This is a genomic window from Pseudomonas sp. 8209 (genome assembly GCF_028682105.1).
Classification (GTDB): Bacteria; Pseudomonadota; Gammaproteobacteria; order Pseudomonadales; family Pseudomonadaceae; genus Aquipseudomonas; species Aquipseudomonas palmensis.
Window position 1 is genome coordinate 22,164 of sequence record NZ_JANIAH010000012.1, and the last position, 26,485, is coordinate 48,648.

26 protein-coding genes are annotated in these 26,485 nt (G+C 61.8%); 23 read left to right on the forward strand and 3 right to left on the reverse strand.

All coding sequences use genetic code 11. The features are described from left to right. The first annotated feature begins 21 nt into the window (after positions 1-21). From NP552_RS22980 to NP552_RS23010, 7 genes are all read left to right on the forward strand, one after another. Complete coding sequence (locus tag NP552_RS22980) at positions 22-828, forward strand: substrate-binding periplasmic protein (RefSeq protein ID WP_244988700.1); 807 nt, start codon at positions 22-24, stop codon at positions 826-828. A 9-nt stretch (positions 829-837) separates the two neighbouring features. Beyond that, positions 838-1,191 carry a DUF4398 domain-containing protein gene (locus NP552_RS22985; protein ID WP_043863148.1) on the forward strand — a complete coding sequence of 118 codons (354 nt, stop codon included), beginning with the start codon at positions 838-840 and terminating at the stop codon, positions 1,189-1,191. Continuing rightward, positions 1,188-1,997 (forward strand): OmpA family protein, encoded by an 810-nt coding sequence (locus tag NP552_RS22990; protein WP_274097194.1) that lies wholly within the window; start codon positions 1,188-1,190, stop codon positions 1,995-1,997. Before NP552_RS22985 ends, NP552_RS22990 begins: the two co-directional genes overlap by 4 nt. Positions 1,998-2,185: 188 nt before the next feature. Further along, a complete protein-coding gene (locus NP552_RS22995; protein ID WP_043863146.1) occupies positions 2,186-3,631 on the forward strand; it encodes an aminotransferase-like domain-containing protein in 1,446 nt (481 codons plus the stop codon). Positions 3,632-3,698: 67 nt separating this feature from the next. Beyond that, complete coding sequence (locus NP552_RS23000) at positions 3,699-4,229, forward strand: translation initiation factor 2 (RefSeq protein WP_236176409.1); 531 nt, start codon at positions 3,699-3,701, stop codon at positions 4,227-4,229. 127 nt (positions 4,230-4,356) lie between these two features. Continuing rightward, positions 4,357-4,611, forward strand: coding sequence for a YkgJ family cysteine cluster protein (locus NP552_RS23005; RefSeq protein ID WP_043863144.1), 255 nt, complete (start codon positions 4,357-4,359; stop codon positions 4,609-4,611). 35 nt (positions 4,612-4,646) lie between these two features. Continuing rightward, on the forward strand, positions 4,647-5,252 hold the full coding sequence (locus NP552_RS23010) for an START domain-containing protein (protein WP_058541861.1): 606 nt from the start codon (positions 4,647-4,649) through the stop codon (positions 5,250-5,252). Positions 5,253-5,386: 134 nt separating this feature from the next. Here NP552_RS23010 and gltA read toward each other — a convergent pair whose 3' ends face one another. Continuing rightward, complete coding sequence (gene gltA, locus NP552_RS23015; protein WP_043863142.1) at positions 5,387-6,676, reverse strand: citrate synthase; 1,290 nt, start codon at positions 6,674-6,676, stop codon at positions 5,387-5,389. A 350-nt stretch (positions 6,677-7,026) separates the two neighbouring features. Between gltA and sdhC the strand changes: the two genes are divergently transcribed. The 12 genes from sdhC to NP552_RS23075 all read left to right on the forward strand — a co-directional run bounded on the left by sdhC (position 7,027) and on the right by NP552_RS23075 (position 21,342). Next, on the forward strand, positions 7,027-7,413 hold the full coding sequence (sdhC, locus tag NP552_RS23020) for a succinate dehydrogenase, cytochrome b556 subunit (RefSeq protein WP_088515660.1): 387 nt from the start codon (positions 7,027-7,029) through the stop codon (positions 7,411-7,413). Next, positions 7,407-7,775 (forward strand): succinate dehydrogenase, hydrophobic membrane anchor protein, encoded by a 369-nt coding sequence (gene sdhD, locus NP552_RS23025; protein ID WP_043863140.1) that lies wholly within the window; start codon positions 7,407-7,409, stop codon positions 7,773-7,775. The genes sdhC and sdhD overlap by 7 nt, the downstream gene beginning before the upstream one ends. 3 nt (positions 7,776-7,778) lie before the next feature. After that, positions 7,779-9,551 carry a succinate dehydrogenase flavoprotein subunit gene (gene sdhA / locus NP552_RS23030; protein WP_043863139.1) on the forward strand — a complete coding sequence of 591 codons (1,773 nt, stop codon included), beginning with the start codon at positions 7,779-7,781 and terminating at the stop codon, positions 9,549-9,551. An 11-nt stretch (positions 9,552-9,562) separates the two neighbouring features. Next, positions 9,563-10,267, forward strand: coding sequence for a succinate dehydrogenase iron-sulfur subunit (locus NP552_RS23035; protein WP_043863138.1), 705 nt, complete (start codon positions 9,563-9,565; stop codon positions 10,265-10,267). Positions 10,268-10,511: 244 nt separating this feature from the next. Further along, positions 10,512-13,343 carry a 2-oxoglutarate dehydrogenase E1 component gene (locus tag NP552_RS23040; RefSeq protein WP_043863137.1) on the forward strand — a complete coding sequence of 944 codons (2,832 nt, stop codon included), beginning with the start codon at positions 10,512-10,514 and terminating at the stop codon, positions 13,341-13,343. Between the two features lie 42 nt (positions 13,344-13,385). After that, positions 13,386-14,603: a 2-oxoglutarate dehydrogenase complex dihydrolipoyllysine-residue succinyltransferase gene (gene odhB / locus NP552_RS23045; RefSeq protein WP_054915668.1), complete on the forward strand. Its 1,218-nt coding sequence runs from the start codon at positions 13,386-13,388 to the stop codon at positions 14,601-14,603. Positions 14,604-14,697: 94 nt separating this feature from the next. Next, on the forward strand, positions 14,698-16,134 hold the full coding sequence (gene lpdA, locus NP552_RS23050; protein ID WP_043863135.1) for a dihydrolipoyl dehydrogenase: 1,437 nt from the start codon (positions 14,698-14,700) through the stop codon (positions 16,132-16,134). A 175-nt stretch (positions 16,135-16,309) separates the two neighbouring features. Beyond that, the gene (gene sucC / locus NP552_RS23055) at positions 16,310-17,476 is read left to right on the forward strand and encodes an ADP-forming succinate--CoA ligase subunit beta (RefSeq protein ID WP_043863134.1); all 1,167 of its coding nucleotides are present in this window, start codon (positions 16,310-16,312) and stop codon (positions 17,474-17,476) included. Continuing rightward, positions 17,476-18,360, forward strand: a complete 885-nt coding sequence (sucD, locus tag NP552_RS23060) for a succinate--CoA ligase subunit alpha (protein ID WP_038613108.1) — start codon at positions 17,476-17,478, stop codon at positions 18,358-18,360. The genes sucC and sucD overlap by 1 nt, the downstream gene beginning before the upstream one ends. A 351-nt stretch (positions 18,361-18,711) precedes the next feature. Next, entirely contained in the window at positions 18,712-20,025 is a 1,314-nt protein-coding gene (gene brnQ / locus NP552_RS23065; RefSeq protein WP_043863133.1) for a branched-chain amino acid transport system II carrier protein, read from the forward strand. A gap of 178 nt (positions 20,026-20,203) precedes the next feature. Continuing rightward, positions 20,204-20,944 carry a DUF599 domain-containing protein gene (locus NP552_RS23070; protein WP_054915669.1) on the forward strand — a complete coding sequence of 247 codons (741 nt, stop codon included), beginning with the start codon at positions 20,204-20,206 and terminating at the stop codon, positions 20,942-20,944. After that, positions 20,941-21,342, forward strand: coding sequence for an MAPEG family protein (locus NP552_RS23075; RefSeq protein WP_054915670.1), 402 nt, complete (start codon positions 20,941-20,943; stop codon positions 21,340-21,342). The genes NP552_RS23070 and NP552_RS23075 overlap by 4 nt, the downstream gene beginning before the upstream one ends. 49 nt (positions 21,343-21,391) lie before the next feature. Here the strand turns inward: NP552_RS23075 and NP552_RS23080 are convergent, their stop codons facing one another. Continuing rightward, on the reverse strand, positions 21,392-21,673 hold the full coding sequence (locus NP552_RS23080) for a hypothetical protein (protein ID WP_043863130.1): 282 nt from the start codon (positions 21,671-21,673) through the stop codon (positions 21,392-21,394). Positions 21,674-21,850: 177 nt separating this feature from the next. Here NP552_RS23080 and NP552_RS23085 point away from each other — a divergent pair, with 177 nt between their 5' ends. From NP552_RS23085 to NP552_RS23100, 4 genes are all read left to right on the forward strand, one after another. Next, on the forward strand, positions 21,851-22,309 hold the full coding sequence (locus NP552_RS23085; protein WP_043863129.1) for a PaaI family thioesterase: 459 nt from the start codon (positions 21,851-21,853) through the stop codon (positions 22,307-22,309). Continuing rightward, positions 22,306-22,767 carry a PaaI family thioesterase gene (locus NP552_RS23090; RefSeq protein ID WP_043863128.1) on the forward strand — a complete coding sequence of 154 codons (462 nt, stop codon included), beginning with the start codon at positions 22,306-22,308 and terminating at the stop codon, positions 22,765-22,767. The genes NP552_RS23085 and NP552_RS23090 overlap by 4 nt, the downstream gene beginning before the upstream one ends. A 108-nt stretch (positions 22,768-22,875) precedes the next feature. Further along, positions 22,876-24,780: a molecular chaperone HtpG gene (gene htpG, locus NP552_RS23095; protein WP_054915672.1), complete on the forward strand. Its 1,905-nt coding sequence runs from the start codon at positions 22,876-22,878 to the stop codon at positions 24,778-24,780. Between the two features lie 56 nt (positions 24,781-24,836). Next, positions 24,837-25,562, forward strand: a complete 726-nt coding sequence (locus NP552_RS23100; RefSeq protein ID WP_043863126.1) for a dienelactone hydrolase family protein — start codon at positions 24,837-24,839, stop codon at positions 25,560-25,562. A 60-nt stretch (positions 25,563-25,622) separates the two neighbouring features. Here the strand turns inward: NP552_RS23100 and NP552_RS23105 are convergent, their stop codons facing one another. Then, positions 25,623-26,483: a pirin family protein gene (locus NP552_RS23105; RefSeq protein WP_054915674.1), complete on the reverse strand. Its 861-nt coding sequence runs from the start codon at positions 26,481-26,483 to the stop codon at positions 25,623-25,625. Positions 26,484-26,485: the final 2 nt, after the last annotated feature.

The window sequence follows — 26,485 nt, forward strand, 5'->3', positions numbered from 1 at the left end:
TGCATGGGGTGGCTTGGCCGAATGGCGATGGCAGGATTGCTGGGGTTTGCCTGCTTGCCCACGGCGGCGCTGGCGGTGGGCAAGTGCGAGCGTCTGGTGGCGACCGGCAGCCCCGATGCGCCGCCCTATGCCTGGCGCGACCCGCAGGACCCCAGGCACCTGATTGGCGCCAACGTCGACCTGCTCAAGCAGGTGGCGACGGAGCTTGGGCTGAAGGTCGAGGTGCTGTACGCAGGCAAGCGCAACGAGGCGCAGGATGAAGTGCGCAGCGGACGCATGGACCTGCTGGTGGATGCGCCGCTGGCCACTGAAGACCTGACCCGTGTCGACTTCATCCACCCGGCGCTGCTGCAGAACGACTACCTGGTGTGGACCCGGCACGACTCCACGCTGGCCTACGACGGCCTGGCCGATCTGCACCAGCACCAGGGCGCGATCTCGGAGAAGGCCAGGCTGACCCCGGCGTTCGCCCAGTTTGCCAAGGACCAGTTGAAGCTGGCGCCGGCGCAGAACCTGACCCAGGCATTCCAGAAGCTTTTGCTTGGCCAGGTCGACTATGTGCTGGCCGGGCGGTACGCCGGCATGGCCATGGCGCAGACCCTTGGCATGGCCAACGACCTGATCGCCCGCGGCCTGCCGCTGGATCGCCCCGGGCTGTACCTGGCGCTGTCGCACAATTCGGCGTGCAATGACGCCTGGTTGCGCGGACAGCTGGCCAAAAAACTGACAGAATTGCCGGCCTCAGGCGTGCCTCAGGCAGTACTGCAACGCAATGTCGAGCGCTGGAAGGCGCAGCTGCAGCAACCGCTCGACGCCCCCAAACAGTAGGAAGATTGTGTGAGAACTCAACCGCTTTTCGCTGCCATGGCGTTACTGGCCCTGGCCGGTTGCGCTGCCGACCCGGCGCCCCACGAGCAGATGCGCCTGTCCGAACAGGCGCTGGAGCAGGCCAAGGCCGTCGGTGCCACCGACGAAGTGGCCGAGCTGAAGCTGGCCGAAGACAAGCTTGCCCGCGCCCGCAGCAACATGGCCAGCGAGTCGTACCGTGATGCGCGGCTGCGCGCCGAGCAGGCCGAGCTTGATGCGCGGCTGGCCGAAGCCCGGGTGCTGACCCTCAAGAGTCAGGAGCAGCTGTCGCTGCTGCAATCGCGGGTCAATCGTCTGCGCAAGCAGTTGGGGGAGCAACAGTGAGTTCGATCAAGCCCTTGGTGGCCGTGTTGTGTGCAGGTGTGCTGGGGTTGCAGGGCTGCGCCAGCGAGCGCAGCGAAACCGCCCTCGACCAGGCTTCCGCCAGTTTCCAGGCAGTGAAGGACGATTCCAATGTGCTGCGCAGTGCGCCGCGTGACGTGATCCGCGCCGGCGAGTCGCTGGCCCGTGCCGAGCGGTTGTCCAGCTACGTGGGCAGTGGTGCGGACGTGCGCCATTACGCCTACCTGAGTCAGCGCTACAGCGAGATTGCCCGCGAGCACAGCAACCTGGTGCTCAATCAGGAGCGCCTGGCCAAGCTCGAACTGGAGCGCCAGCGCCTGCAGCTGGCCCTGCGCGAGGCCAAGCTGGTCAGCGTGCAGCAGCAGGGCAAATGGCTGGAGGCGCAGATCGTCAGCCTGGCCACGACCCAGAGCGACCGTGGCCTGGTGATGACCCTGGGTGACGTGCTGTTCGATACCGGGCAGGCCGAATTGAAGAACTCCGCCAGCCGTACCGTGCTCAAGCTGGTGCAGTTTCTGCAGCTCAACCCCCGGCGCGTTGTGCGCATCGAGGGGTATACCGACAGCACCGGCACTCCCGAGGACAACCTGACGCTGTCGCGTGATCGTGCGCAGGCCGTGGCGGACATGCTGGTCGACCTGGGCGTCGACGAAAAACGCATCCAGGTCGAAGGCTATGGCGACCAGTACCCGATCGAGGCCAATGCCTCGGAGCGGGGCAGGGCGCAGAACCGTCGGGTGGAGATCGTGTTTTCCGACGAGAAAGGCCACCTGGGCGCGCCGCGCTGAGGTCGAGGTAAACAAAAACCGGTGATAGTCACCGGTTTTTTTATGCCGCAAAGCTTGAAAAAGCCGCTGTCACACAACTGTGTAGTCGACTATTCTGGCATCTGTGCCCGTACACTTATGCACTGTTCCGGTATTCTTCGCCGACTGTACAAGAACAATTAGATAGCCCGCGTTTCGAGATCCGTCCCATGACCAATCTGTTGCTCTACCAGCGCATCGCCCAGCAACTGGCGGAAGACATCCGTCGCGGCGTCTATCAGCCCGGTGAGCGCGTACCGTCGGTACGCAAGATGAGCTCGCAGCTCAATGTCAGCCATGCCACCGTGCTGCAGGCCTATGCCAACCTCGAGGACCAGGGGCTGATTCGCGCGCGGCCGCAATCGGGCTACTACGTCCACCAGACCCCGGCCCTGACTGCGCAGACCCCGGACATCGCGCGGGTCGAGCGTCCAGGGCTGGTCACGCGCAGCAGCATCATCCAGCAGGTACTGACCGAAGCCCGGCGTGATGGGGTGTTCCCGCTGGGGGCGGCGGTTCCGCATGTGGACTACCTGCCGGTGCGCGCGCTGCACCAGCAACTGGCCAAGGTCACGCGGTTCCAGAGCCCGCGCGCGTTCAGCTACATGTTCAGCCCGGGTTTCGAGCCGCTGCGCCGGCAGATCGCCATTCGCATGCGCGACGCCGGGGTGGTGGTCGACCCGTCCGAAGTGGTGGTAACCCACGGTTGCGTCGATGCGCTGCAGATGTCGTTGCGGGTGCTGACCCGGCCAGGCGACCTGATCGCCGCCGAGTCGCCCACCTATTACGGGCTGCTGCAACTGGCGGACCTGCTGGGGCTCAAGGTGATCGAGATCCCCAGCGACCCGGCCACCGGCATCAGCCTGGAGGCCCTGCAACTGGCGGCCAACCAGTGGTCGATCAAGGCGCTGGTGCTGACTGCGCGGTTGAGCAACCCGCTGGGCGGCACCATTCCCGAGGAGCGCCAGAAGCAGTTGCTGCGCCTGGCCTCGGATTTCAATATCCAGATCGTCGAGGACGATATCTACGGCGAGCTGATGTTCGAGCAAGGGCGCACCAAGGCGCTCAAGGCCTTCGACCGGCTGGGGCGGGTGATCTATTGCTCGAGCTTTTCCAAGACTCTGTCGCCAGGGGTGCGTATCGGCTGGATGATCGCGGGCAACTATCAGCAGGAAATTCAGCGACTGCAGACCTTTACCACGCACTCGGCGTGCAGCGTGACGCAGATGGGGGTGGCGGCCTACCTTGAAAATGGTGGCTATGACCGCCATCTGCGCTACATTCGCCAGGAATATCGCAAGAACCTCAGTGCCTACCAGCTGGCGGTACAGCAGCACTTTCCGGAAGGCACCCAGATGAGCCGGCCTACCGGGGGCTTCATCCTGTGGGTCAGCCTGCCGGGGCGGGTCAACACCCAGGAGTTGCATGTACGTGCCTTGCAGCAGGGCATCAGCATCGCGCCCGGGCTGATCTTCAGTAACACGGAGCAGTTCAACCACTGCATTCGCCTCAACTGCGGCATTCCGTGGAACCGCGAGGCTGAGCGGGCGCTGCTGACATTGGGGATGCTGGCCCATCAGCTTTGCCAGGAAACCGCCTCGGGCGGATACCTCTAGATCGCGGGCTTGCCAGCGACTGCAGGAACAGGGAGCATGTGCGACTCATGAATACGTCTCGTTGCCTATGAAAGCGTTGAGCTGTGCTGCCGTGATGTTGTGTGCGCTGGGCCTGTGTGCAACGGGCCCGGCACTGGCTGTGCCCGGACCGGGGCCGATACTGCTGGCACAGGCGTCGGCTGCCCCGGCACCGGACCGGAAGCCTTCGGCCCAGGCCCCGGTAAAAGCGAGTGCCAAGCCACAGGCCAAGCCCAAGGCGCAACCCAAGACCAAGGCTGGCGACCCCAGGAAGACGCCGGCCAAGGCGGTAAAGTCGGGCAAGCGCAAGGCCTCCGAGGTGATTGCCGCGCCCTTGCCCAAGGCGCGCCTGGATTTGAGCCTGCCCCCGGAGATGGTCAAGGACCTGCAGCCGAGCAGTCAGGAGGAAGTTCGTGTGCGACGGCCGCTGCTGCCGTCGTTGTTCGAAGAAAAGCCTGCCGCGGACAGCCCGTTCCAGCTCAATGGCCGCTTGATCAGCAACGAAATGCAATTGCAGTTGCGCAATGATGCCCGTCAGGACATTGAGGGTGCAGCCATCGATTTCGAGTTCAAGCAATAAACGCTGCTCGACCTGCCGGTCACATTCTGCGCGGCGATATTTCATCTGAGCGGTAATTTCAAACACCTGTTTTAGCGGTTACTATCCCCATTCACCCATCATTTGTTAGGCCGAGGTCCATGTCGTCATGAACTGCCGTGAAGGCTGTGGCGCTTGCTGCATTGCCCCTTCCATCAGCTCGCCCATTCCTGGCATGCCGCACGGCAAGCCGGCTGGCGAACGCTGTGTGCAACTGTCCGAGCACAACCTCTGCAGCCTGTTCGGCCAGCCTGAACGGCCGGCGGTGTGCTCGGGCTTCCAGGCGGAGGTGGACACCTGCGGCAATGATCGCGACGAGGCGATCAGGATCATCGGTTGGCTGGAGCAAGTGACGGCGGCTTGAGTGAGTGGAACTTCGCAAACAAGGAAAACAACACGATGGGTTCGATGAAGCGGGTAGCGGTGATTTGTGGTCTGAGTGCGATGTTCATGTCGGTGGCGCAGGCTGAAGACTGGAAGGTTGCCAAGCAAGCGGATGGCATCAAGGTATCGCTGAGCGAAGTGAGTGGTTCGAACTACAAGGCCTATCAGGGCGTGACGACCATCAAGGCGCCGCTGGCCAAGGTCCGGGCGCTGCAGGAAGACGTGGCCGGGGCCTGTGCCTGGATTCACGAGTGCAAGAGCCAGAAGCTGCTCAAGCACGAGGGTGACCAGAGCTGGACCTACACCCAGTTCAATACGCCGTGGCCGGTCACCCCGCGCGATTCGATCATCCATGTAACCACCAGCGAAGGTGCCGACGGCAGCCTGACCCGCAAGCTGGAGGGTGTGCCCAAGTACCTGCCGGAAGAAAAAGGCTATGTGCGGGTGGCTGAAGTGCAGGGTTTCTGGAAGCTGGTGCCCAAGGGTGACACTACCGAGGTGACATACCAGGTGCACACCGAGCCAGGCGGCAGTGTGCCAGCGATGGTGGCGAACAAGTTCGTGGTGGATGCGCCGTTCAATACGCTCAAGGCGTTGAAGGAGCGGGCGGAGAAACCGTAACAGTTTGATGGTTGGCTGGAATATGCCTCAACTGTAGGGGTCGCCAAGGCTTGCTCCTCCTGCATGAAGCGTTACGCAACAAAAAAGGCTGCCCGAGGGCAGCCTTTCTTGTTGTTGCAGGCGAGCCGTTTGGCTTACTTGCGGTCTTCCAGTTTGACGATGTCACGCGACTCGTAGCCGGTGTACAGCTGGCGCGGACGGCCAATCTTGTACGGGCTGGAGAGCATTTCCTTCCAGTGCGAGATCCAGCCGACGGTCCGCGCCAGGGCGAAGATCACGGTGAACATGCTGGTAGGGATGCCGATCGCCTTGAGGATGATCCCCGAGTAGAAGTCGACGTTCGGGTACAGCGAGCGCTCGATGAAGTACGGATCGGTCAGGGCGATCTCTTCCAGGCGCATGGCCAGTTCCAGCTGCGGATCGTTGGTGATGCCCAGCTCGCGCAGCACTTCGTCGCAGGTCTGCTTCATCACGGTGGCACGCGGGTCGCGGTTCTTGTAGACGCGGTGACCGAAGCCCATCAGCTTGAACGGGTCGTTCTTGTCCTTGGCCTTGGCGATGAAGGTGTCGATGTTCGAGACATCGCCAATTTCGTCGAGCATGGTCAGCACGGCTTCGTTGGCGCCGCCGTGGGCAGGGCCCCACAGTGCAGCGATGCCGGCAGCGATGCAGGCGAACGGATTGGCGCCCGAGGAGCCCGCCAGGCGTACGGTGGAGGTCGACGCATTCTGTTCGTGGTCGGCGTGGAGGATGAAGATCCGGTCCATTGCCTTGGCCAGCACCGGGCTGATCGGTTTGATCTCGCACGGGGTGTTGAACATCATGTGCAGGAAGTTTTCGGCGTAGGTCAGGTCGTTGCGCGGGTACATCATGGGCTGGCCCATGGAGTACTTGTAGACCATCGCGGCCAGGGTCGGCATCTTGGCGACCAGGCGCACGGCCGAGATTTCCCGGTGCTGCGGGTTATTGATGTCCAGCGAGTCGTGATAGAACGCCGACAGGGCGCCAACCACGCCGCACATGACGGCCATCGGGTGGGCGTCGCGGCGGAAGCCGTTGAAGAACGACTTCAACTGCTCGTGCACCATGGTGTGATTTTTGACGGTGCTGACGAACTGAGCCTTCTGCTCGGCATTCGGCAGTTCGCCGTTGAGCAGCAGGTAGCAGGTTTCCAGGTAGTCGGATTGCTCGGCGAGCTGTTCGATCGGGTAGCCGCGATGCAGCAGGATGCCCTTGTCGCCGTCAATGTAGGTGATCTTGGACTCGCACGATGCGGTCGCCATGAAACCAGGGTCGAAAGTGAAGTGACCCGTGGCCCCCAACCCTCTAACGTCGATAACATCGGGACCAACGGTGCCGGTTAAAATGGGCAGCTCGACGGGGGCTGCGCCCTCGATGACCAACTGCGCTTTTTTGTCAGCCATGTGGCCTCCTATTAATGCTTGAAATCATCAGACAGACCCCCCACGCAGGGCCCGCACCACTATAGTGAGATAAATTCGAATGTCAATTTGCCTAAAGCACGGTTGTAAAGGGCTTTGGGCGCTGTTTTTCCGCGAAATTGCGGCCCGTTTACGCCTTTTGTTCGCCAAAGGCAATGCGCTATTTGGGCTAGGGCTTCACGTTGTCATTAGTAGCCTAACTGTCTATACTCGGCACCCGACCGCCAGGGGCTTTAAAGCCCGCTTTTCTGGGGTCGTCACTCCCTGGGTGGTGGGTACCTGACCAGTACACTTACCAACAACTTTGCCCTGCTTGCTAGGGGCTCTTCAGTGTGAAAAAAGCCGTGAAAAGCCAACGACCTGTAAACCTAGACCTAAGGACCATCAAACTCCCCATTACCGGCGTTACGTCATTTCTTCACCGTGTTTCCGGCATCATCCTCTTTCTGGGCCTGGGCATCATGCTGTACGCATTGAGCCAATCCCTGAGTTCCGAGGAAGGTTTTGCCGAGGTGAAGGCATGCCTGACCAGTCCGCTGGCCAAATTCGTGGCGTGGGGCCTTCTGTCCGCCTTGCTGTATCACCTGGTTGCCGGTGTGCGCCATCTGATTATGGACATGGGCATCGGTGAGACGCTGGAAGGCGGCAAACTGGGCTCGAAAATCGTTATCGCCATTTCCGTGGTGGTGATCGTTCTGGCGGGAGTTTGGATATGGTAACTAATGTCACGAACCTGTCGCGTTCGGGCCTCTATGACTGGATGGCGCAGCGCGTTTCTGCGGTCGTTCTCGCGGCTTACTTCATTTTTCTGATCGGCTACCTGGTGGCGCACCCTGGCATCGACTATGCCCAGTGGCACGCCCTGTTCTCCCATAACGCGATGCGGATCTTCAGTCTGCTGGCCCTCGTTGCCCTGGGCGCTCACGCCTGGGTCGGCATGTGGACCATTGCCACCGACTACCTGACGCCGATGGCGCTGGGCAAGTCGGCGACTGCAGTTCGTTTCCTGTTCCAGGCGGTATGTGGTGTCGCGATGTTCGCGTACTTCGTCTGGGGTGTGCAGATTCTCTGGGGTATCTGATTCATGGCTAACATTCCAACGATTTCCTTCGACGCCATCATCATTGGTGGTGGCGGTGCCGGCATGCGCGCTGCGCTGCAGCTGGCTCAAGGCGGCCACAAGACCGCCGTGATCACCAAGGTGTTCCCGACCCGTTCGCACACCGTATCGGCCCAGGGTGGCATCACCTGCGCCATCGCTTCGGCCGACCCGAACGATGACTGGCGCTGGCACATGTACGATACCGTCAAGGGTTCCGACTACATCGGTGACCAGGACGCTATCGAATACATGTGTCAGGAAGGCCCGGCTGCGGTGTTCGAGCTGGACCACATGGGTCTGCCGTTCTCGCGTACCGAAACCGGCCGTATCTACCAGCGTCCGTTCGGTGGCCAGTCCAAGGACTACGGTAAAGGTGGCCAGGCCGCCCGTACCTGCGCCGCTTCCGACCGTACCGGTCACGCGCTGCTGCACACCCTCTATCAGGGCAACCTGAAAGCCGGCACCACCTTCCTCAACGAGTGGTACGCGGTTGACCTGGTCAAGAACCAGGACGGCGCCTTCGTCGGCGTGATCGCGATCTGCATCGAAACCGGCGAGACCGTCTACATTCGCGCCAAGGCCACCGTACTGGCCACCGGCGGTGCAGGGCGTATCTACGCCTCCACCACCAACGCCCTGATCAATACCGGCGACGGTATCGGCATGGCCCTGCGTGCCGGCGTGCCGGTGCAGGACATCGAGATGTGGCAGTTCCACCCGACCGGCATCGCCGGCGCAGGTGTACTGGTTACCGAAGGCTGCCGTGGTGAAGGTGGTTACCTGATCAACAAGCACGGCGAGCGTTTCATGGAGCGCTACGCGCCAAACGCCAAGGACCTCGCCGGTCGCGACGTTGTGGCCCGTTCCATGGTCAAAGAGATCATCGCCGGCAACGGCTGTGGCCCGAACGGCGACCACGTGATGCTCAAGCTCGACCACCTGGGCGAGGAAGTGCTGCACAGCCGCCTGCCAGGCATCTGCGAGCTGTCCAAGACCTTCGCGCACGTCGACCCGGTCGTTGCACCCGTACCCGTCGTTCCAACCTGCCACTACATGATGGGCGGCGTTGCCACCAACATTCATGGCCAGGCGATCTCGCAGAACGCCGACGGCGAAGACACCATCATCGAAGGGCTGTTCGCGGTCGGTGAAGTGGCTTGCGTATCGGTTCACGGCGCCAACCGCCTGGGCGGCAACTCGCTGCTCGACCTGGTGGTGTTCGGCCGTGCGGCCGGCCTGCACCTGGAAAAGGCCCTGAGCGACGGTATCGAATACCGCGACGCCAGCGACACCGACGTGGAAGTCGCGCTGAACCGTCTGAACAAGCTCAACGAGCGTACCGACGGCGAAGACGTGGCAACCCTGCGTCGCGAGCTGCAAAGCTGCATGCAGAACTACTTCGGCGTATTCCGCACCGGCGAATACATGCAGAAGGGTATCGAACAGCTGGCTGGCCTGCGCGAGCGTATCGCCAACGTCAAGATCAACGACAAGTCCCAGGCCTTCAACACCGCGCGTATCGAAGCGCTGGAGCTGCAGAACCTGCTGGAAGTCGCTGAAGCCACTGCAATCGCTGCTGAAGTGCGCAAAGAGTCCCGCGGTGCCCACGCCCGTGAAGACTTCGAAGACCGTGACGACGAAAACTGGCTGTGCCACACCCTGTACTTCCCGGGTGAAAAGCGGGTTGCCAAGCGTGCAGTCAACTTCTCGCCGAAAACCGTTCCGACGTTCGAGCCTAAAGTCCGGACTTACTAAGGGTGGCCACTATGTTGAAAGTCGAAGTTTATCGCTACAACCCCGACACCGACTCGGCACCTAAGACCCAGGTGTTCGAAGTCGATACCGGCGGCAAGGACCTGATGGTTCTGGATGTGCTGGCACTGATCAAGGAACAGGACGAAGGCTTCTCCTATCGTCGTTCGTGCCGCGAAGGCGTGTGCGGTTCCGATGGCATGAACATCAACGGCAAGAACGGCCTGGCCTGCATCACCCCGCTGTCGGCGGTGGTGAAGAAGAACAAGCTGGTCGTGCGTCCGCTGCCCGGCCTGCCGGTCATCCGTGACCTGGTCGTTGATATGAGCATCTTCTACAAGCAGTACGAGAAGGTGAAGCCGTTCCTGCAGAACGATACCCCGGCGCCGGCGATCGAACGCCTGCAGTCCCCGGAAGAACGCGAGAAGCTGGACGGTCTGTACGAGTGCATCCTGTGCGCTTGCTGCTCGACTTCCTGCCCGTCGTTCTGGTGGAACCCGGACAAGTTCCTGGGCCCGGCCGCTCTGCTTCAAGCTTATCGCTTCCTGGCCGATAGCCGTGACACCAAGACCCAGGAGCGCCTGGCGTCCCTGGATGACCCGTTCAGCGTATTCCGCTGCCGCGGGATCATGAACTGCGTAAACGTTTGCCCCAAAGGTCTGAACCCGACCAAGGCAATCGGCCACGTACGTAACATGCTGCTGCAAAGCGGCACCTGATTCAAAAGTGTTGTACCCGTAGCACACCGAAGTGCGGGCCCTTGCCCGCACCGAGGTGCAACTTGAGCAAAGGCCAAAAGCCCGAGCTTTTACCTATGAAGATATGAGACCAGCAGGGGCGTCCGGGCTGGTACCCGGTAAATCTGCGGAACTCTCGGTGGCTTGGTTCAGTCGCTGCATACGGACTCAACTCAGCTTGCTGTGGTTCTTGCCGATCGAGGCCCCTAACCGAGGGTGACCAAGCATGCAAGAAAGCGTGATGCAGCGCATGTGGAACAGCGCCCACCTTTCAGGTGGTAACGCTGCCTATGTGGAAGAGCTCTACGAGCTCTACCTGCACGACCCTAACGCTGTGCCAGAAGAGTGGCGCACTTACTTTCAGAAGTTGCCCGCCGAAGGCAGCACTGCCACCGATGTATCGCACTCGACGATCCGCGACCATTTCGTACTGCTGGCAAAGAACCAGCGCCGCGCCCAACCGGTTTCCGCCGGTAGCGTGAGCAGTGAACACGAGAAGAAGCAGGTTGAAGTGCTGCGACTGATCCAGGCCTACCGTATGCGCGGCCACCAAGCCGCGAAGCTCGACCCCCTGGGGTTGTGGCAGCGCCCTGCGCCAGTAGACCTGTCGATCAATCATTACGGCTTGACCAATGCCGATCTTGATACGACCTTCCGTGCCGGCGACCTGTTCATCGGCAAAGAGGAAGCGAGCCTACGCGAAATCTTCGAGGCGTTGCAGCAGACATATTGCCGCACCATCGGCGCCGAGTTCACCCACATCGTCGACTCCGAGCAGCGCAGCTGGTTCCAGCAGCGTCTGGAGAGCGTGCGTGGGCGTCCTGAATTTTCCGCAGACATCCAGAGCCACCTGCTCGAGCGCGTTACCGCGGCAGAAGGCCTGGAGAAATACCTGGGTACCAAATACCCGGGCACCAAACGTTTCGGCCTGGAAGGCGGCGAAAGCCTGATTCCGATGCTGGACGAGCTGATCCAGCGCTCCGGTTCCTATGGCACCAAGGAAGTCGTGATCGGCATGGCCCACCGTGGTCGCCTGAACGTACTGGTCAACACCTTCGGCAAGAACCCGCGCGAGCTGTTCGACGAGTTCGAAGGCAAGAAGAAGGTCGAGCTGGGTTCCGGTGACGTGAAGTATCACCAGGGCTTCTCGTCCAACGTGATGACCGCCGGCGGTGAAGTTCACCTGGCCATGGCGTTCAACCCTTCGCACCTGGAAATCGTCTCGCCAGTGGTGGAAGGTTCGGTGCGTGCCCGTCAGGACCGCCGCAACGACAGCGTTGGCGACAAGGTACTGCCGATCTCGATCCACGGCGACGCGGCCTTCGCTGGCCAGGGCGTGGTCATGGAAACCTTCCAGATGTCGCAGACCCGCGGTTTCAAGACCGGCGGCACCGTGCACATCGTGATCAACAACCAGGTTGGTTTCACCATCAGCAACCCGCTGGACTCGCGTTCCACCGAGTACTGCACCGACGTCGCCAAGATGATCCAGGCGCCGATCCTGCACGTCAACGGCGACGATCCGGAAGCGGTGCTGTTCGTGACCCAGCTGGCGGTCGACTACCGCATGCAGTTCAAGCGTGACGTGGTCATCGACCTGGTCTGCTACCGTCGTCGCGGCCACAACGAGGCCGACGAGCCGAACGGCACCCAGCCGCTGATGTACCAGCAGATCAGCAAGCAGCGCACCACCCGTGAGCTGTACGCCGATGCGCTGACCCAGGCCGGTCGTCTGGATGCCGAGCGCGTCCAGGCCAAGGTCGACGAGTACCGCAATGCGCTGGACAACGGCCTGCATGTTGTGAAAAGCCTGGTCAAGGAGCCGAACAAGGAGCTGTTCGTCGACTGGCGTCCATACCTGGGCCACGCCTGGACCGCGCGTCACGACACCCGCTTCGACCTCAAGACCCTGCAGGAGCTCTCGGCCAAGTTGCTGGAGCTGCCGGAAGGCTTCGTGGTTCAGCGCCAGGTGTCGAAGATCTACGAAGATCGCCAGAAGATGCAGGCCGGTGGCTTGCCGATCAACTGGGGTTACGCCGAAACCATGGCGTACGCCACCCTGGCCTTCGAAGGTCACCCGATCCGCATGACGGGTCAGGATATCGGTCGCGGCACCTTCTCTCACCGCCATGCGGTGTTGCACAACCAGAAGGACGCCAGCACCTATATCCCGCTGCAGAACCTGTTCCCGGGCCAGCCACGTTTCGACCTGTACGATTCGTTCCTGTCCGAAGAGGCGGTACTGGCGTTCGAATACGGCTACTCGACCACCCAGCCCAATGCGCTGGTGATCTGGGAAGCCCAGTTCGGCGACTTCGCCAACGGTGCCCAGGTGGTTGTCGACCAGTTCATCACCAGCGGCGAGCACAAGTGGGGCCGTCTGTGCGGTCTGACCATGCTGCTGCCACACGGTTATGAAGGGCAGGGGCCTGAGCACTCCTCGGCGCGTCTGGAGCGTTACCTGCAACTGTGTGCCGAGCACAACGTTCAGGTCTGCGTACCTACCACGCCGGCTCAGATCTACCACCTGCTGCGTCGTCAGGTCATCCGTCCGCTGCGCAAGCCGCTGATCGTGCTGACACCCAAGTCGCTGCTGCGCCACAAGCTGGCCATCTCGACCCTGGAAGAACTGGCCGAAGGCTCGTTCCAGACCGTCATTCCGGAAATCGACAGCCTCGATCCGGCCAAGGTGACGCGCCTGGTGCTGTGCAGCGGCAAGGTCTACTACGATCTGCTGGAAAAACGCCGTGCCGAAGGTCGTGAAGACATCGCTATCGTGCGTATCGAGCAACTGTATCCGTTCCCTGAAGACGATCTGGTTGAAATCCTTGCGCCTTACACCGGTCTGAAGGACGTGGTGTGGTGTCAGGAAGAGCCGATGAACCAGGGCGCGTGGTACAGCAGCCAGCACCACATGCGTCGCATCCTGAGCCGTCACAACAAGGACCTGGTCCTTGAGTACGCCGGTCGTGACGCCTCGGCAGCACCTGCCTGTGGTTACGCTTCGATGCACGCCGAACAGCAGGAAAAACTGCTGCAAGCTGCCTTCACCGTTTAATGCCATCGCGCACCAGAAACCGAATTTAAGGAACCACTGATAATGGCTATCGAGATCAAAGCCCCTACTTTCCCGGAATCGGTTGCCGATGGCACCGTTGCCACCTGGCACAAGAAACCGGGCGAAGCCGTCAAGCGTGACGAGCTGATCGTCGACATCGAGACCGACAAGGTCGTCCTGGAAGTGCTGGCCACCGCCGATGGCGTGCTGGGCGACATCGTCAAGGGCGAAGGCGAGACCGTGCTGTCCGACGAAGTGCTGGGTTCGATCAATGAAGGCGCTGCACCAGCTGCTGCTCCGGCCGCCGCTGCCGCCGCACCTGCCCAGGCTGCTGCTCCGGCCGACGCTGGCGAAGACGACCCGATTGCTGCGCCTGCCGCACGCAAGCTGGCCGAAGAAAACGCCATCGACCTGGCCAGCGTCGCTGGCACCGGTAAAGGCGGTCGCATCACCAAGGAAGACGTCGTCGCTGCCGTCGCCAACAAGAAGGCCGCTCCGGCTGCCGCTGCTGCCAAGCCGGCCGCTGCTGCCGCTGCCCCGGTTGTCGCCACTGGCGACCGTACCGAGAAGCGTGTGCCGATGACCCGCGTGCGTGCCACCGTGGCCAAGCGTCTGGTCGAAGCACAGTCGAACATGGCGATGCTGACCACCTTCAACGAAGTCGACATGACCGAAGTCATGGCACTGCGTTCGAAGTACAAGGACCTGTTCGAGAAGTCCCACAACGGCGTGCGCCTGGGCTTCATGTCGTTCTTCGTCAAGGCTGCCACCGAAGCGCTGAAACGCTTCCCGGCCGTCAACGCCTCGATCGACGGCAGCGACATCGTCTACCACGGCTACGCCGACATCGGTGTTGCCGTGTCCAGCGACCGCGGCCTGGTGGTACCGGTACTGCGTAACGCCGAGCAGATGAGCCTGGCCGAAATCGAAGGCGGCATCGCCACCTTCGGCAAGAAGGCCCGTGACGGCAAACTGTCGATCGACGAGATGACCGGCGGTACCTTCACCATCACCAACGGTGGTACCTTCGGTTCGATGATGTCGACCCCGATCGTCAACCCGCCGCAGGCTGCAATCCTGGGCATGCACAACATCATCCAGCGTCCGATGGCCGTCAACGGCCAGGTCGTGATCCGTCCGATGATGTACCTGGCACTGTCCTACGATCACCGCCTGATCGATGGCAAAGAAGCCGTGACGTTCCTGGTGACCATCAAGAACCTGCTGGAAGACCCGGCTCGTCTGCTGCTGGACATCTGATAAACAGCTGCAGGCTGCAAGCGACAAGCTTCGAGCAGAAGCGTGTTCGCCTTGCCGCCTGCAGCTTGCCGCTTGACGCTAAAAGGAATCTTTTATGACCCAGAAATTCGACGTGGTAGTGATTGGTGCAGGTCCTGGCGGCTATGTAGCCGCGATCAAGGCTGCCCAGCTCGGCCTGAGCACTGCCTGTATCGAGAAGTACGTTGACGGCGAAGGCAAACTGGCCCTCGGCGGTACCTGCCTGAACGTGGGTTGCATTCCGTCCAAGGCGCTGCTGGACAGCTCCTGGAAGTACAAGGAAGCCAAAGAGAGCTTCAACGTGCACGGCATCTCCACTGGCGAAGTGAAGATGGACGTGGCGGCGATGGTTGGCCGCAAGGCTGGCATCGTCAAGAACCTGACCGGCGGCGTTGCCACCCTGTTCAAGGCCAACGGCGTCACTTCGATCCAGGGCCACGGCAAACTGCTGGCCGGCAAGAAAGTCGAAGTCACCAAGCCTGACGGCAGCACCGAAATCATCGAAGCCGAGAACGTGATCCTGGCCTCCGGTTCGCGTCCGATCGACATTCCGCCGGCTCCGGTCGACCAGAAAGTCATCGTCGACTCCACCGGCGCCCTGGAATTCCAGACCGTGCCAAAACGCCTGGGCGTGATCGGCGCCGGCGTCATCGGCCTGGAGCTGGGTTCGGTATGGTCGCGCCTGGGTGCCCAGGTGACCGTGCTCGAAGCCCTGGACACCTTCCTGATGGCAGCCGACACCGCTGTTGCCAAGGAAGGCCTGAAGACCCTGACCAAGCAAGGTCTGGACATCAAGCTGGGCGCTCGCGTGACCGGCTCGAAGGTCAACGGCGACGAAGTCGAAGTGACCTACACCGACGCCAACGGCGAGCAGAAGATCACCTTCGACAGGCTGATCGTTGCAGTCGGCCGTCGCCCTGTGACCACCGACCTGCTGGCTGCCGACAGCGGCGTGACCATCGACGAGCGCGGTTTCGTGTTCGTTGACGACTACTGCGCTACCAGCGTACCGGGCGTCTACGCCATCGGTGACGTGGTACGTGGCATGATGCTGGCGCACAAGGCCTCGGAAGAGGGCATCATGGTCGTCGAGCGCATCAAGGGCCACAAGGCCCAGATGAACTACGACCTGATCCCATCGGTTATCTACACCCACCCGGAAATGGCCTGGGTCGGTAAAACCGAGCAAGCCTTGAAGGCTGAAGGCGTTGAGGTTAACGTGGGCACCTTCCCGTTCGCGGCCAGCGGCCGTGCGATGGCGGCCAACGACACCGGTGGTTTCGTCAAGGTCATCGCCGATGCCAAGACCGACCGCGTTCTGGGTGTACACGTCATTGGCCCAAGCGCTGCCGAACTGGTGCAGCAGGGTGCAATCGCAATGGAATTCGGCTCCAGCGCCGAAGACCTGGGCATGATGGTCTTCTCCCATCCGACCTTGTCTGAAGCGCTGCACGAAGCCGCTCTGGCCGTGAATGGCGGTGCCATCCACGTAGCCAACCGCAAGAAGCGTTAAACAATAAGAAACCACGGCGGACGGCCCGTCGTGAGTCTTGCGTGCATGGCTCACCGCGGAAAGTCCGCCGGACTCGAACTCCCGGAGCATACCGGGGGCAAGCGGTCACAGGTGGCGCGGCACTCCACAGGAGCGCAGCGCCGAAGCGCAGTACCTAACGAAGACGGTAAAAAGCATGAATCTTCACGAGTATCAGGGTAAGCAGCTGTTCGCTGAATACGGCCTGCCAGTTTCCAAGGGTTTCGCAGTCGACACCCCTGAAGCTGCAGCAGAAGCCTGCGACAAGATCGGTGGCACCGAGTGGGTTGTAAAAGCCCAGGTTCACGCCGGTGGTCGCGGTAAAGCGGGCGGCGTAAAGCTGGTTCGCAGCAAAGAAGACGCCAAGGCGTTCGCTGCCCAGTGGTTGGGCAAGCGTCTGGTTACCTACCAGACCGATGCCAATGGTCAGCCAGTCACCAAGATCCTGGTTGAATCGTGCACTGATATCGCTAAAGAGCTGTACCTGGGCGCTGTCGTTGACCGTTCGAGCCGTCGTATCGTGTTCATGGCCTCCACCGAAGGTGGCGTGGACATCGAGAAAGTCGCTCACGACACTCCGGAAAAAATCATCAAGGCCACTATCGATCCACTGGTTGGCGCTCAGCCATTCCAGGGTCGCGAGCTGGCATTCCAGCTGGGTCTGGAAGGCAAGCAGGTTGCTCAGTTCGCCAAGATCTTCGTCGGTCTGGCCAAGCTGTTCAAAGAGCACGACCTGGCACTGCTGGAAGTGAACCCGCTGGTGATCAAGGCCGACGGCGATCTGCACTGCCTCGATGCCAAGATCAACATCGACGCCAACGCCATGTACCGTCAGCCCAAGCTGAAAACCTTCCACGACCCGTCGCAGGACGATCCTCGTGAAGCCCACGCTGCCAGCTTCGAGCTGAACTACGTGGCCCTGGAAGGCAACATCGGCTGCATGGTCAACGGTGCCGGCCTGGCCATGGGTACCATGGACATCGTCAACCTGCACGGCGGCAAGCCAGCCAACTTCCTCGACGTAGGTGGTGGCGCTACCAAAGAGCGCGTGACCGAAGCGTTCAAGATCATCCTGTCCGACAGCAATGTCGCGGCCGTACTGGTCAACATCTTCGGCGGCATCGTTCGTTGCGACATGATTGCCGAAGGCATCATCGGTGCAGTGAAAGAAGTTGGCGTTAAAGTGCCGGTTGTTGTTCGTCTGGAAGGCAACAACGCTGAACTGGGCGCCAAAGTACTGGCAGAAAGCGGTTTGAACATCATTGCGGCAACCAGCCTGACCGACGCTGCTCAACAAGTTGTCAAAGCTGCGGAGGGCAAGTAATGAGCGTCCTGATCAATAAAGACACCAAAGTCATCTGCCAGGGCTTCACCGGCTCGCAGGGTACCTTCCACTCCGAGCAAGCCATCGCCTACGGCACCAAGATGGTTGGCGGCGTGACCCCAGGCAAAGGCGGCACCACTCACCTGGGCCTGCCGGTGTTCAACACCGTGAAAGAAGCAGTAGCTGCTACCGGCGCCGACGCGTCGGTCATCTACGTACCGGCTCCTTTCTGCAAGGACTCGATCCTGGAAGCAGCGTTCGGCGGCATCAAGCTGATCGTGTGCATCACCGAAGGCATTCCTACCCTGGACATGCTCGATGCCAAGGTCAAGTGCGACGAGCTGGGTGTTACCCTGATCGGCCCTAACTGCCCAGGCGTCATCACCCCGGGCGAGTGCAAGATCGGCATCATGCCAGGTCACATCCACTTGCCAGGCAAGGTCGGTATCGTGTCGCGTTCCGGCACCCTGACCTATGAAGCCGTGAAGCAGACCACTGACGCCGGTTTCGGTCAGTCCACCTGCGTCGGTATCGGTGGCGACCCGATCCCGGGTTCGAACTTCATCGACATCCTGAAGCTGTTCCAGGAAGACCCGAAGACCGAGGCGATCGTGATGATCGGCGAGATCGGCGGTTCGGCTGAAGAAGAAGCGGCTGCCTACATCAAGGCAAACGTCACCAAGCCAGTGGTTTCTTACATCGCCGGTGTGACTGCCCCAGCGGGCAAGCGCATGGGCCATGCTGGCGCCATCATTTCGGGCGGCAAGGGTACTGCAGACGAGAAGTTCGCAGCCCTGCAGGACGCCGGTGTAAAAACCGTGCGTTCGCTGGCCGACATCGGCAAGGCCCTGGCCGAGCTGACCGGTTGGGAAGTGAAGAAGTAAGCTGCGGCTGACCTTCCACGCTTCGGCAAAGGCCACCCTCGGGTGGCCTTTGTGCTTTCTGGTGTACAACGCTGCCCCCTGTAGGGGCCGGCCTTGCCGGCGAAGCAGACAGCGCGTTCTTGCATAAAAGTCGGTCATCCACGCGACATGCATATTCGCTCATCGGACAAGCACCCCTCTGGCAGTGCGTTTTGCGGCCAGATTCGTTAACCTGTGCCCTCATTTTGTGCCAGCACCCCAAAAGGGAGCTACACGCTAAACGGGTCTGCTCCATCCGGGCAGGCAGCATTTCCCTCACCCAAGGGGAAGTCCCTCTCTAAATCCCGATTTCAGAAGTGTGGTATTTCCTTAATGAAAGTCTTGAAAGGCCAGGACATCCTGGCGCTTGGTTTTATGACGTTCGCGTTATTCGTGGGCGCAGGCAACATCATTTTCCCGCCTATCGTCGGCCTGCAATCGGGCCCCTACGTCTGGTTGGCCGCCCTGGGCTTTCTGGTCACTGCCGTGGGCCTGCCCGTGATCACCGTGGTGGCACTGGCCAAGGTCGGTGGCGGCATGGACGCGCTGAGCAGCCCGATCGGCAAGGTGGCCGGTGGCCTGCTGGCGGCTGCCGCGTACCTGGCCGTAGGCCCGCTGTTCGCCACCCCGCGTACCGCGACCGTGTCCTTCGAGGTAGGTGTTGCACCGCTGACTGGCGAGAGCCCGACCGCGTTGTTCATCTATAGCCTGGTGTACTTTGCCGTGGTGCTGGCCGTGTCCATGTACCCGGGCAAGCTGCTCGATACTGTCGGGCGCTTCCTGGCCCCGCTGAAGATCATCGCGCTGGCCGCGCTGGGCATCGCCGCGTTCATGCTGCCGGCCGGCACCATGGGGGTGGCGCAACCTGAATATGTCGCCGCGCCGTTCTCCCAGGGCTTCATCAATGGCTACCTGACCATGGATACCCTGGGCGCGCTGGTGTTCGGTATCGTCATCGTCAACGCGATCCGCTCGCGTGGCGTCGACTCGCCGCAACTGATCACCCGCTATGCCATCATCGCCGGCCTGATTGCCGGTGTCGGCCTGGCGCTGGTGTACATCAGCCTGTTCCGCCTGGGTGCGGGCAGCCACGAGATCGCCGCCGGTGCGAGCAATGGCGCGGCGGTGCTGCATGCCTATGTACAGCACACTTTCGGTTCGCTGGGCAGTGGCTTCCTGGCTGTACTGATCGCGCTGGCCTGCCTGGTCACCGCCGTGGGCCTGACCTGCGCCTGCGCCGAGTACTTCAGCCAGGTACTGCCGTTGTCGTACCGTATGCTGGTGGTGCTGCTGGCCGGCTTCTCGCTGGTGGTGTCGAACCTGGGCCTGACCAAGCTGATCGCGTTCTCGATCCCGGTGCTCACGGCAATCTACCCGCCCTGCATCGTGCTGGTGGCGCTGAGTTTCTGCGGCAACCTGTGGAACTCCCAGACCCGCATCATGGCCCCGGTCATGGCGGTGTCGCTGCTGTTCGGCGTGATCGACGCGCTCAAGGGCGCCAACCTCGCTGGCTGGCTGCCGGAGTCGCTGGCGCACCTGCCGCTGAGCGAGCAGGGCCTGGCCTGGCTGGTGCCTTCGGTGGCGATGCTGGCTGTTGCCGTGGTGCTTGACCGCATGCTCGGCAAGCCGCGCGAAGCGGTCGCCTGAGTGCCGGCCGCGGCAGGCGAGGGCCACAAGCCATGATCGCCTGCCGGGCCAGCCTCTGAAGAGCCCCGCATCCATTCGGATGCGGGGCTTTTTCGTCTCGGGGCCACGTGTCTTTTTGCCGCTGGCAGCGTCGAAAGGCGGACAATGCACCATCCTGTGCCATTTCTTCGGGAGCGCCATGAGCTTCATCCAGAACAACCTGATCAACCTGTTTGCCGCCTGCTGGTTCGTTGCCTGCTGGGGTGGCTACACCCGCTACGCCAGCTGGAAGGCCCGTGATACCGCCTGCCTGGCCAGCGTCATGCACCTGTACCGCGAGGACTGGATGCGCCGCATGCTGCTGCGCGACAACCGCATCGCCGACGCCAGCGTGATCGGCAACCTGGAGCGCAACGCATCGTTCTTCGCCTCCAGCACCCTGATCATCCTGGCCGGTATCCTCACCGTGCTGGGCGCCTCGGACCGCGCCTGGTCGCTGCTGGCCGACCTGCCGCTGGTACAGCAGACATCCCAGGGCATGTCCGAAATCAAACTGTTGTGCCTGGCGATGGTGTTCGTGTACGCCTTCTTCACCTTCAGCTGGTGCATGCGCCAATACAATTTCGCCGCCGTGCTGGTGGGCTCGGCACCGATGATCGGCGAGCGTCAGGTCAGCGAGCAGGAGCGCAAGGCCTTCGCTTTGCGCGGGGCGCGGGTGATCTCGCTGGCGGCCAACCAGTTCAACTTCGGGCTGCGCTCGTACTATTTCGGCATGGCCTTGCTCAGCTGGTTCATCAGCCCCTGGCTGCTGGTGCTGATGAGCACCGGGGTAGTACTGGTGCTGTACCGCCGCGAGTTTCATTCCGACGTGCTCGACGTGATGGTCTATACCCCTACAGAGGCGCCATTGCCTGAGCCGAACAAGGAACCGGTCGCATGAGTATTCCGTTCTGGTGTGTGTTGATCAGCGCACTGCTGATCTATGTGGCGCGGGTGCCGGTGGCGCGTGCGATGAAGCAACAGGGCAGCTACGACAACCACCTGCCGCGCAGCCAGCAGGCGCAACTGACCGGCATGGGCGCCCGGGCGGTGGCGGCGCACCAGAACAGTTTCGAAGCATTCATGTTGTTCGCCGTAGGTGTATTGATGGCGCACACCACCCAGACCCAGGGTTTTCTGATCGATACCCTGGCGATCATCTTCGTGATCGCGCGGATCATCTACCTGCCGCTGTATTGGTATGACTTTGCGTGGCAGCGCAGCCTGGTCTGGTCGATCGGGCTGATCTGTTCATTGTTGCTGATGCTCAGCCCGACCTTTCGCCAACTTCTGGCCTGACATGAAAAAACCCGACCTGAGTCGGGTTTTTTCATTAAAGCGCAGTTGCTTACTTGGCAGGTTCTGCCGGGGCGGCTTCTGGTGCTGGCGTCACAGGAGCGGCCTGGTTGTTTTCTTCTGCACGCTTTTGTTCGGCTTCAGCACTGTCTTTGGCGGCTTCGGCGTTTTCTTTGGCGGCGTCGTTCATCTTATCCTGAGCGTCGTCCATTTTCTTCTGGGCTTGCTCGGCATGTTCTTGAGCGTCCTGGGCTTTGTTTTCGCTGGCTTTATCGCAAGCAGCGAGGCCCAGGGCGGCGGCCAGCATAACGGCAAAGGCAATGGGTTTACGCATGGGGTGTTTCTCCTTGTGGAATAGAGTTGCTTGAATTATCTGAGTTCAAGTAAGCGACATAAGTTCCGCGTCGTTTGCACATATATAAGTGCCGGATCCATATAGACTTTCCCTCAGGCTTATGCAGCACCTGAGTTATTGCACAAGGAGCTGACCGTGAATGAACCGTCACCGTTGATGGCCCAGGCCGAACGTTTTCTTTCGGCGCTGCGCCATTGCCAGTTGTTGAAGATGCGCGTAGAGCGCGCCGATGCCGACGGCATCACGCTGTGCCTGCCGTACTCGCCGCAGATCGTGGGTAACCCGCAGAGCGGCGCGATCCATGGCGGTGCAATCACCACCCTAATGGACACTGCGCTGGGCATGGCCACCCTGTGCGCCCTGGCCGAGTTCGAGGTGTGCCCGACCCTGGACCTGCGCATCGACTACATGCACCCGGGGCAGGCCGACAAGGCGGTGTATGGCCAGGCGCAGTGCTACCGGGTCACCCGCGATGTGATCTTCATCCGCGGCTGCGCCTACCAGGACGACCCCGACCAGCCGATTGCCCAGGTGGTGGGCACCTACATGCGCCTGGGCAAGGACATCAAGGGCGGCCTGGGCTTTGGCCGGCAGCTCAAGGCGGTGGCGCAATGATTCCCGCGGACGTGCATGCACAGCTGCGCCAGGCGCATGCCCAGGGCAACTACGCGCCACTGCTGCAACTGATCCCCTACGCCAGCCTGATCGGCATCCAGTGCAGCCGTGACGGCGACGACCTGCTGTTCTGCCTGCCGGCCAGTGCCGACAATATCGGCAACCCGTTGCTGCCGGCGATCCATGGGGGGGTGATCGCCGGGTTCATGGAACTGTCGGCGGCGCTGTACCTGCTGATTTTCAGCGAAAGCGCGAGCATTCCCAGGATCATCGACTTTTCCATCGATTACCTGCGCGCCGGCCTGTACCGCGATACCTATGCGCGGTGCCAGCTGTGGCGTCAGGGGCGGCGGGTGACCAACGTCGCGATCACCGCCTGGCAGGGCGACCCGGACCAGCCCATCGCCACGGCCCGTGCGCATTTCAAGATCAAAGAACTGCCCGTGCCCTTGAAATAGATATGCCAGCCCCCATCTGCTGTTCATCCCGCCACGAAAGGCCGGACGCTGCCCCGCGGGGCCGTCGGCCCGAGTGACTACTGCCATCAGATCGGAGTGTTGAAGACCATGAGTGTGGAAACTCAAAAAGAAACCCTGGGCTTCCAGACCGAGGTGAAGCAGCTGCTGCACCTCATGATCCATTCGCTGTACTCGAACAAGGAAATCTTCCTTCGCGAATTGATTTCCAACGCCTCCGACGCCGTCGACAAACTGCGCTTCGAAGCCCTGGCCAAGCCCGAGCTGCTCGAGGGCGGCAGCGACCTGAAGATTCGCGTGAGCTTCGACAAGGCGGCCAACACCGTCACCCTGGAAGACAACGGCATCGGCATGAACCGCGATGACGTGATCACCCACCTGGGCACCATCGCCAAGTCCGGCACTGCCGACTTCATGAAGAACCTCACCGGTGACCAGAAGAAAGACTCGCACCTGATCGGCCAGTTCGGTGTGGGCTTCTACTCGGCGTTCATCGTCGCCGACCAGGTCGATGTCTACAGCCGCCGCGCTGGTACTCCGGCGAGCGAGGGCGTGCACTGGTCGTCCAAGGGCGAGGGCGAGTTCGAAGTCGCCACCGTGGACAAGGCCGAGCGCGGTACGCGCATCGTGCTGCACCTGAAAAAAGGTGAAGACGAATTCGCCGATGGCTGGCGCCTGCGCAACATCATCAAGAAGTACTCCGACCATATCGCCCTGCCGATCGAACTGCCCAAGGAAGCGACTGCCGCCGAAGGCGAAGAGCAGCCGGCCGTGGAGTGGGAAACCGTCAACCGTGCCAGCGCGCTGTGGACCCGTCCGCGTACCGAGATCAAGGACGAGGAATACCAGGAGTTCTACAAGCACATCGGCCACGATTTCGAAAACCCGCTGGCCTGGAGCCACAACAAGGTCGAAGGCAAGCTGGAGTACACCTCGCTGCTGTACGTGCCGGCCCGTGCGCCGTTCGACCTGTACCAGCGTGAAGCGCCACGCGGCCTGAAGCTGTACGTGCAGCGCGTGTTCGTGATGGACCAGGCCGAATCGTTCCTGCCCTTGTACCTGCGCTTCATCAAGGGTGTGGTCGACTCCAACGACCTGTCGCTGAACGTGTCGCGCGAGATTCTGCAGAAAGACCCGATCATCGATTCGATGAAGTCGGCGCTGACCAAGCGCGTGCTGGACATGCTCGAGAAGCTGGCCAAGAACGAGCCCGAGCAGTACAAGGGCTTCTGGAAGAACTTCGGCCAGGTGCTCAAGGAAGGCCCGGCGGAAGACTTCGCCAACAAGGAGAAGATCGCCGGCCTGCTGCGCTTTGCCTCCACCCATGACGACAGCGGCGAGCAGAGCGTGTCCCTGGCCGACTACCTGGCACGTGCCAAGGAAGGTCAGGACAAGATCTATTTCCTCACCGGCGAGTCCTACGCGCAGGTACGCAACAGCCCGCACCTGGAAGTCTTCCGCAAGAAAGGCATCGAAGTGCTGCTGCTGACCGACCGCATCGACGAGTGGCTGATGAGCTACCTGAGCGAGTTCGACGGCAAGGGCTTCGTCGACGTGGCCCGTGGCGACCTGGACCTGGGCAAGCTGGACTCCGAGGAGGACAAGAAGGCTCAGGAAGAAGTGGCCAAGGACAAGGAAGGCCTGGTCGAGCGTCTGAAAGCCGCGCTGGGCGATACCGTCAGCGAAGTGCGCGTGTCGCACCGCCTGACCGATTCGCCGGCGATCCTGGCCATCGGTGAACAGGACATGGGCCTGCAGATGCGCCAGATCCTCGAAGCCAGCGGGCAGAAGGTGCCGGACTCCAAGCCGATCTTCGAATTCAACCCGGGTCACCCGCTGATCGAGAAGCTGGACAACGAGCAGAGCGAAGACCGTTTCGCCGACTTCTCGCATATCCTCTTCGATCAGGCCGCCCTGGCGGCGGGCGACAGCCTCAAGGATCCGGCGGCGTATGTGCGTCGACTGAACAAGCTGCTGGTCGAACTGTCGGCGTAAGCAGTTGCAGGAAAGCCCGCTTCGGCGGGCTTTTTTCATTGTGCAAGGAGGGGTTCATGAGCAACGTGACGATCGAGTCGCTGGTGTACAAGCTTGACGGCAAGGTGTACGAAAGCCGCCTGGTGTATACCCACGGCGCCAAGGAACAGCCGGGCCTGGTGATGGCGCCGAACTGGATGGGCATCGGCGAGGGCGCCGAGCGCATTGCCAGGGAGGTGGCGGCCCAGGGCTATGTGGTGCTGCTGGCTGACCTGTATGGGCAGACGCTGCGCCCATCCAACATGGATGAAGCGGGGGCGGCGATGATGCCGCTGAAAAATGATCGGGTCGAGCTGCGCAAACGCATGAAGGCGGCGCTGGATCAGTTGCTGGGGCAATCGAAGGCAGTGCTTGCGCCGGGCAAGCTGGCCACCTTCGGCTTCTGCTTCGGCGGTTGCTGCGCACTGGAGCTGGCCCGTGAAGACCAGCGTCTGCGCGCTGCGGTGTCGTTCCACGGTACGCTGGACACGCCGCTGCCGGCCCAGGAGGGCAAGGTGTCGGCAGCGTTGCTGGTGTTGCACGGTGCAGCCGACCCGCTCGTGCCGCGCGAGCAACTGCCTGCCTTCGAGGCCGAGATGGATGCGGCCAAGGCTGACTGGCAGCTGGTGAGCTACGGAGGCGCGGTGCATTCGTTCACCGACCCCGCAGCGAACGTGCCAGGCAAGATGAAGTACGACGCCAGGACGTCCAAGCGCGCGTTCCAGGCGATGCACACCCTGCTGCGGGAAGTGTTCCAGGCCTGATGGCCTCTTCGCTGGCAAGCCCGCTCCTGCCTCTGTAGGAGCCGGCCTTGCCGGTGAATCTCAAGGCAACTCGATTCGCCCGATCTCGCCCGGTACCACCGGCCAATCCCCGGCCGCCCAGCGTGCCCGTGCCTGCTCGATCAGCGCCGGGTCACTGGCGACGAAGTTCCAGTTCATCCGCCGCGGCCCGTCCAGTGCGTCGCCGCCAATGATCACCAGGTGGCATTCGCTGTCGGCGTACAGGCTCATCGCTTCGCCTTCGGGCAGCACCACCAGGCTGCACGGCTCCAGTGGCTGATCATCAAGGCTCGCCTCACCGTCGAGTACATAAACCGCCCGTTCAGCGTGTTCGGCGGGAATCAGCAGCGTGCTCGCCGCCTGCATGCGCACCTCGGCATACAGGGTCGCTGACAACACCGGCACTGGCGAGGTCAGGCAAAACCCCGTGCCCGCGATCATGCGGATACTCACCCCCAGCGCATCGCTGCTCGGCAAGCTGGCCGCCGGGTGATGGCTGTAGTGCCCCGGCCCCTGTTCGTGATCCTTCGGCGAGGCCAGCCACACCTGCAGCCCGTGCAGGCGCTTGGGCTGACCCAGCAGCTCCGGCGGGGTGCGCTCGATATGCGCCACAGCGCTGCCGGCGGTCATCCAGCTCACCTCGCCGGCACTCACGCGCTGATCCGAGCCCAGGCTGTCCTTGTGCTGCAACTGGCCTTCGAACAGGTAGGTGAGGGTGGACAGGCCGATGTGCGGGTGCTGGCGAATGTCCATGCCACGCCCGGGCGGGTAGTCGGTCGCCAGCATGTGATCGAAGAACACGAACGGCCCGACGCTACGCCGCCGTGCCGAAGGCAGCGGGCGCAGGATGGGTTGGCCTTCGACGGATTCGGCGCGCGGGCGGATTACCAGGGGAGGGTTCATCA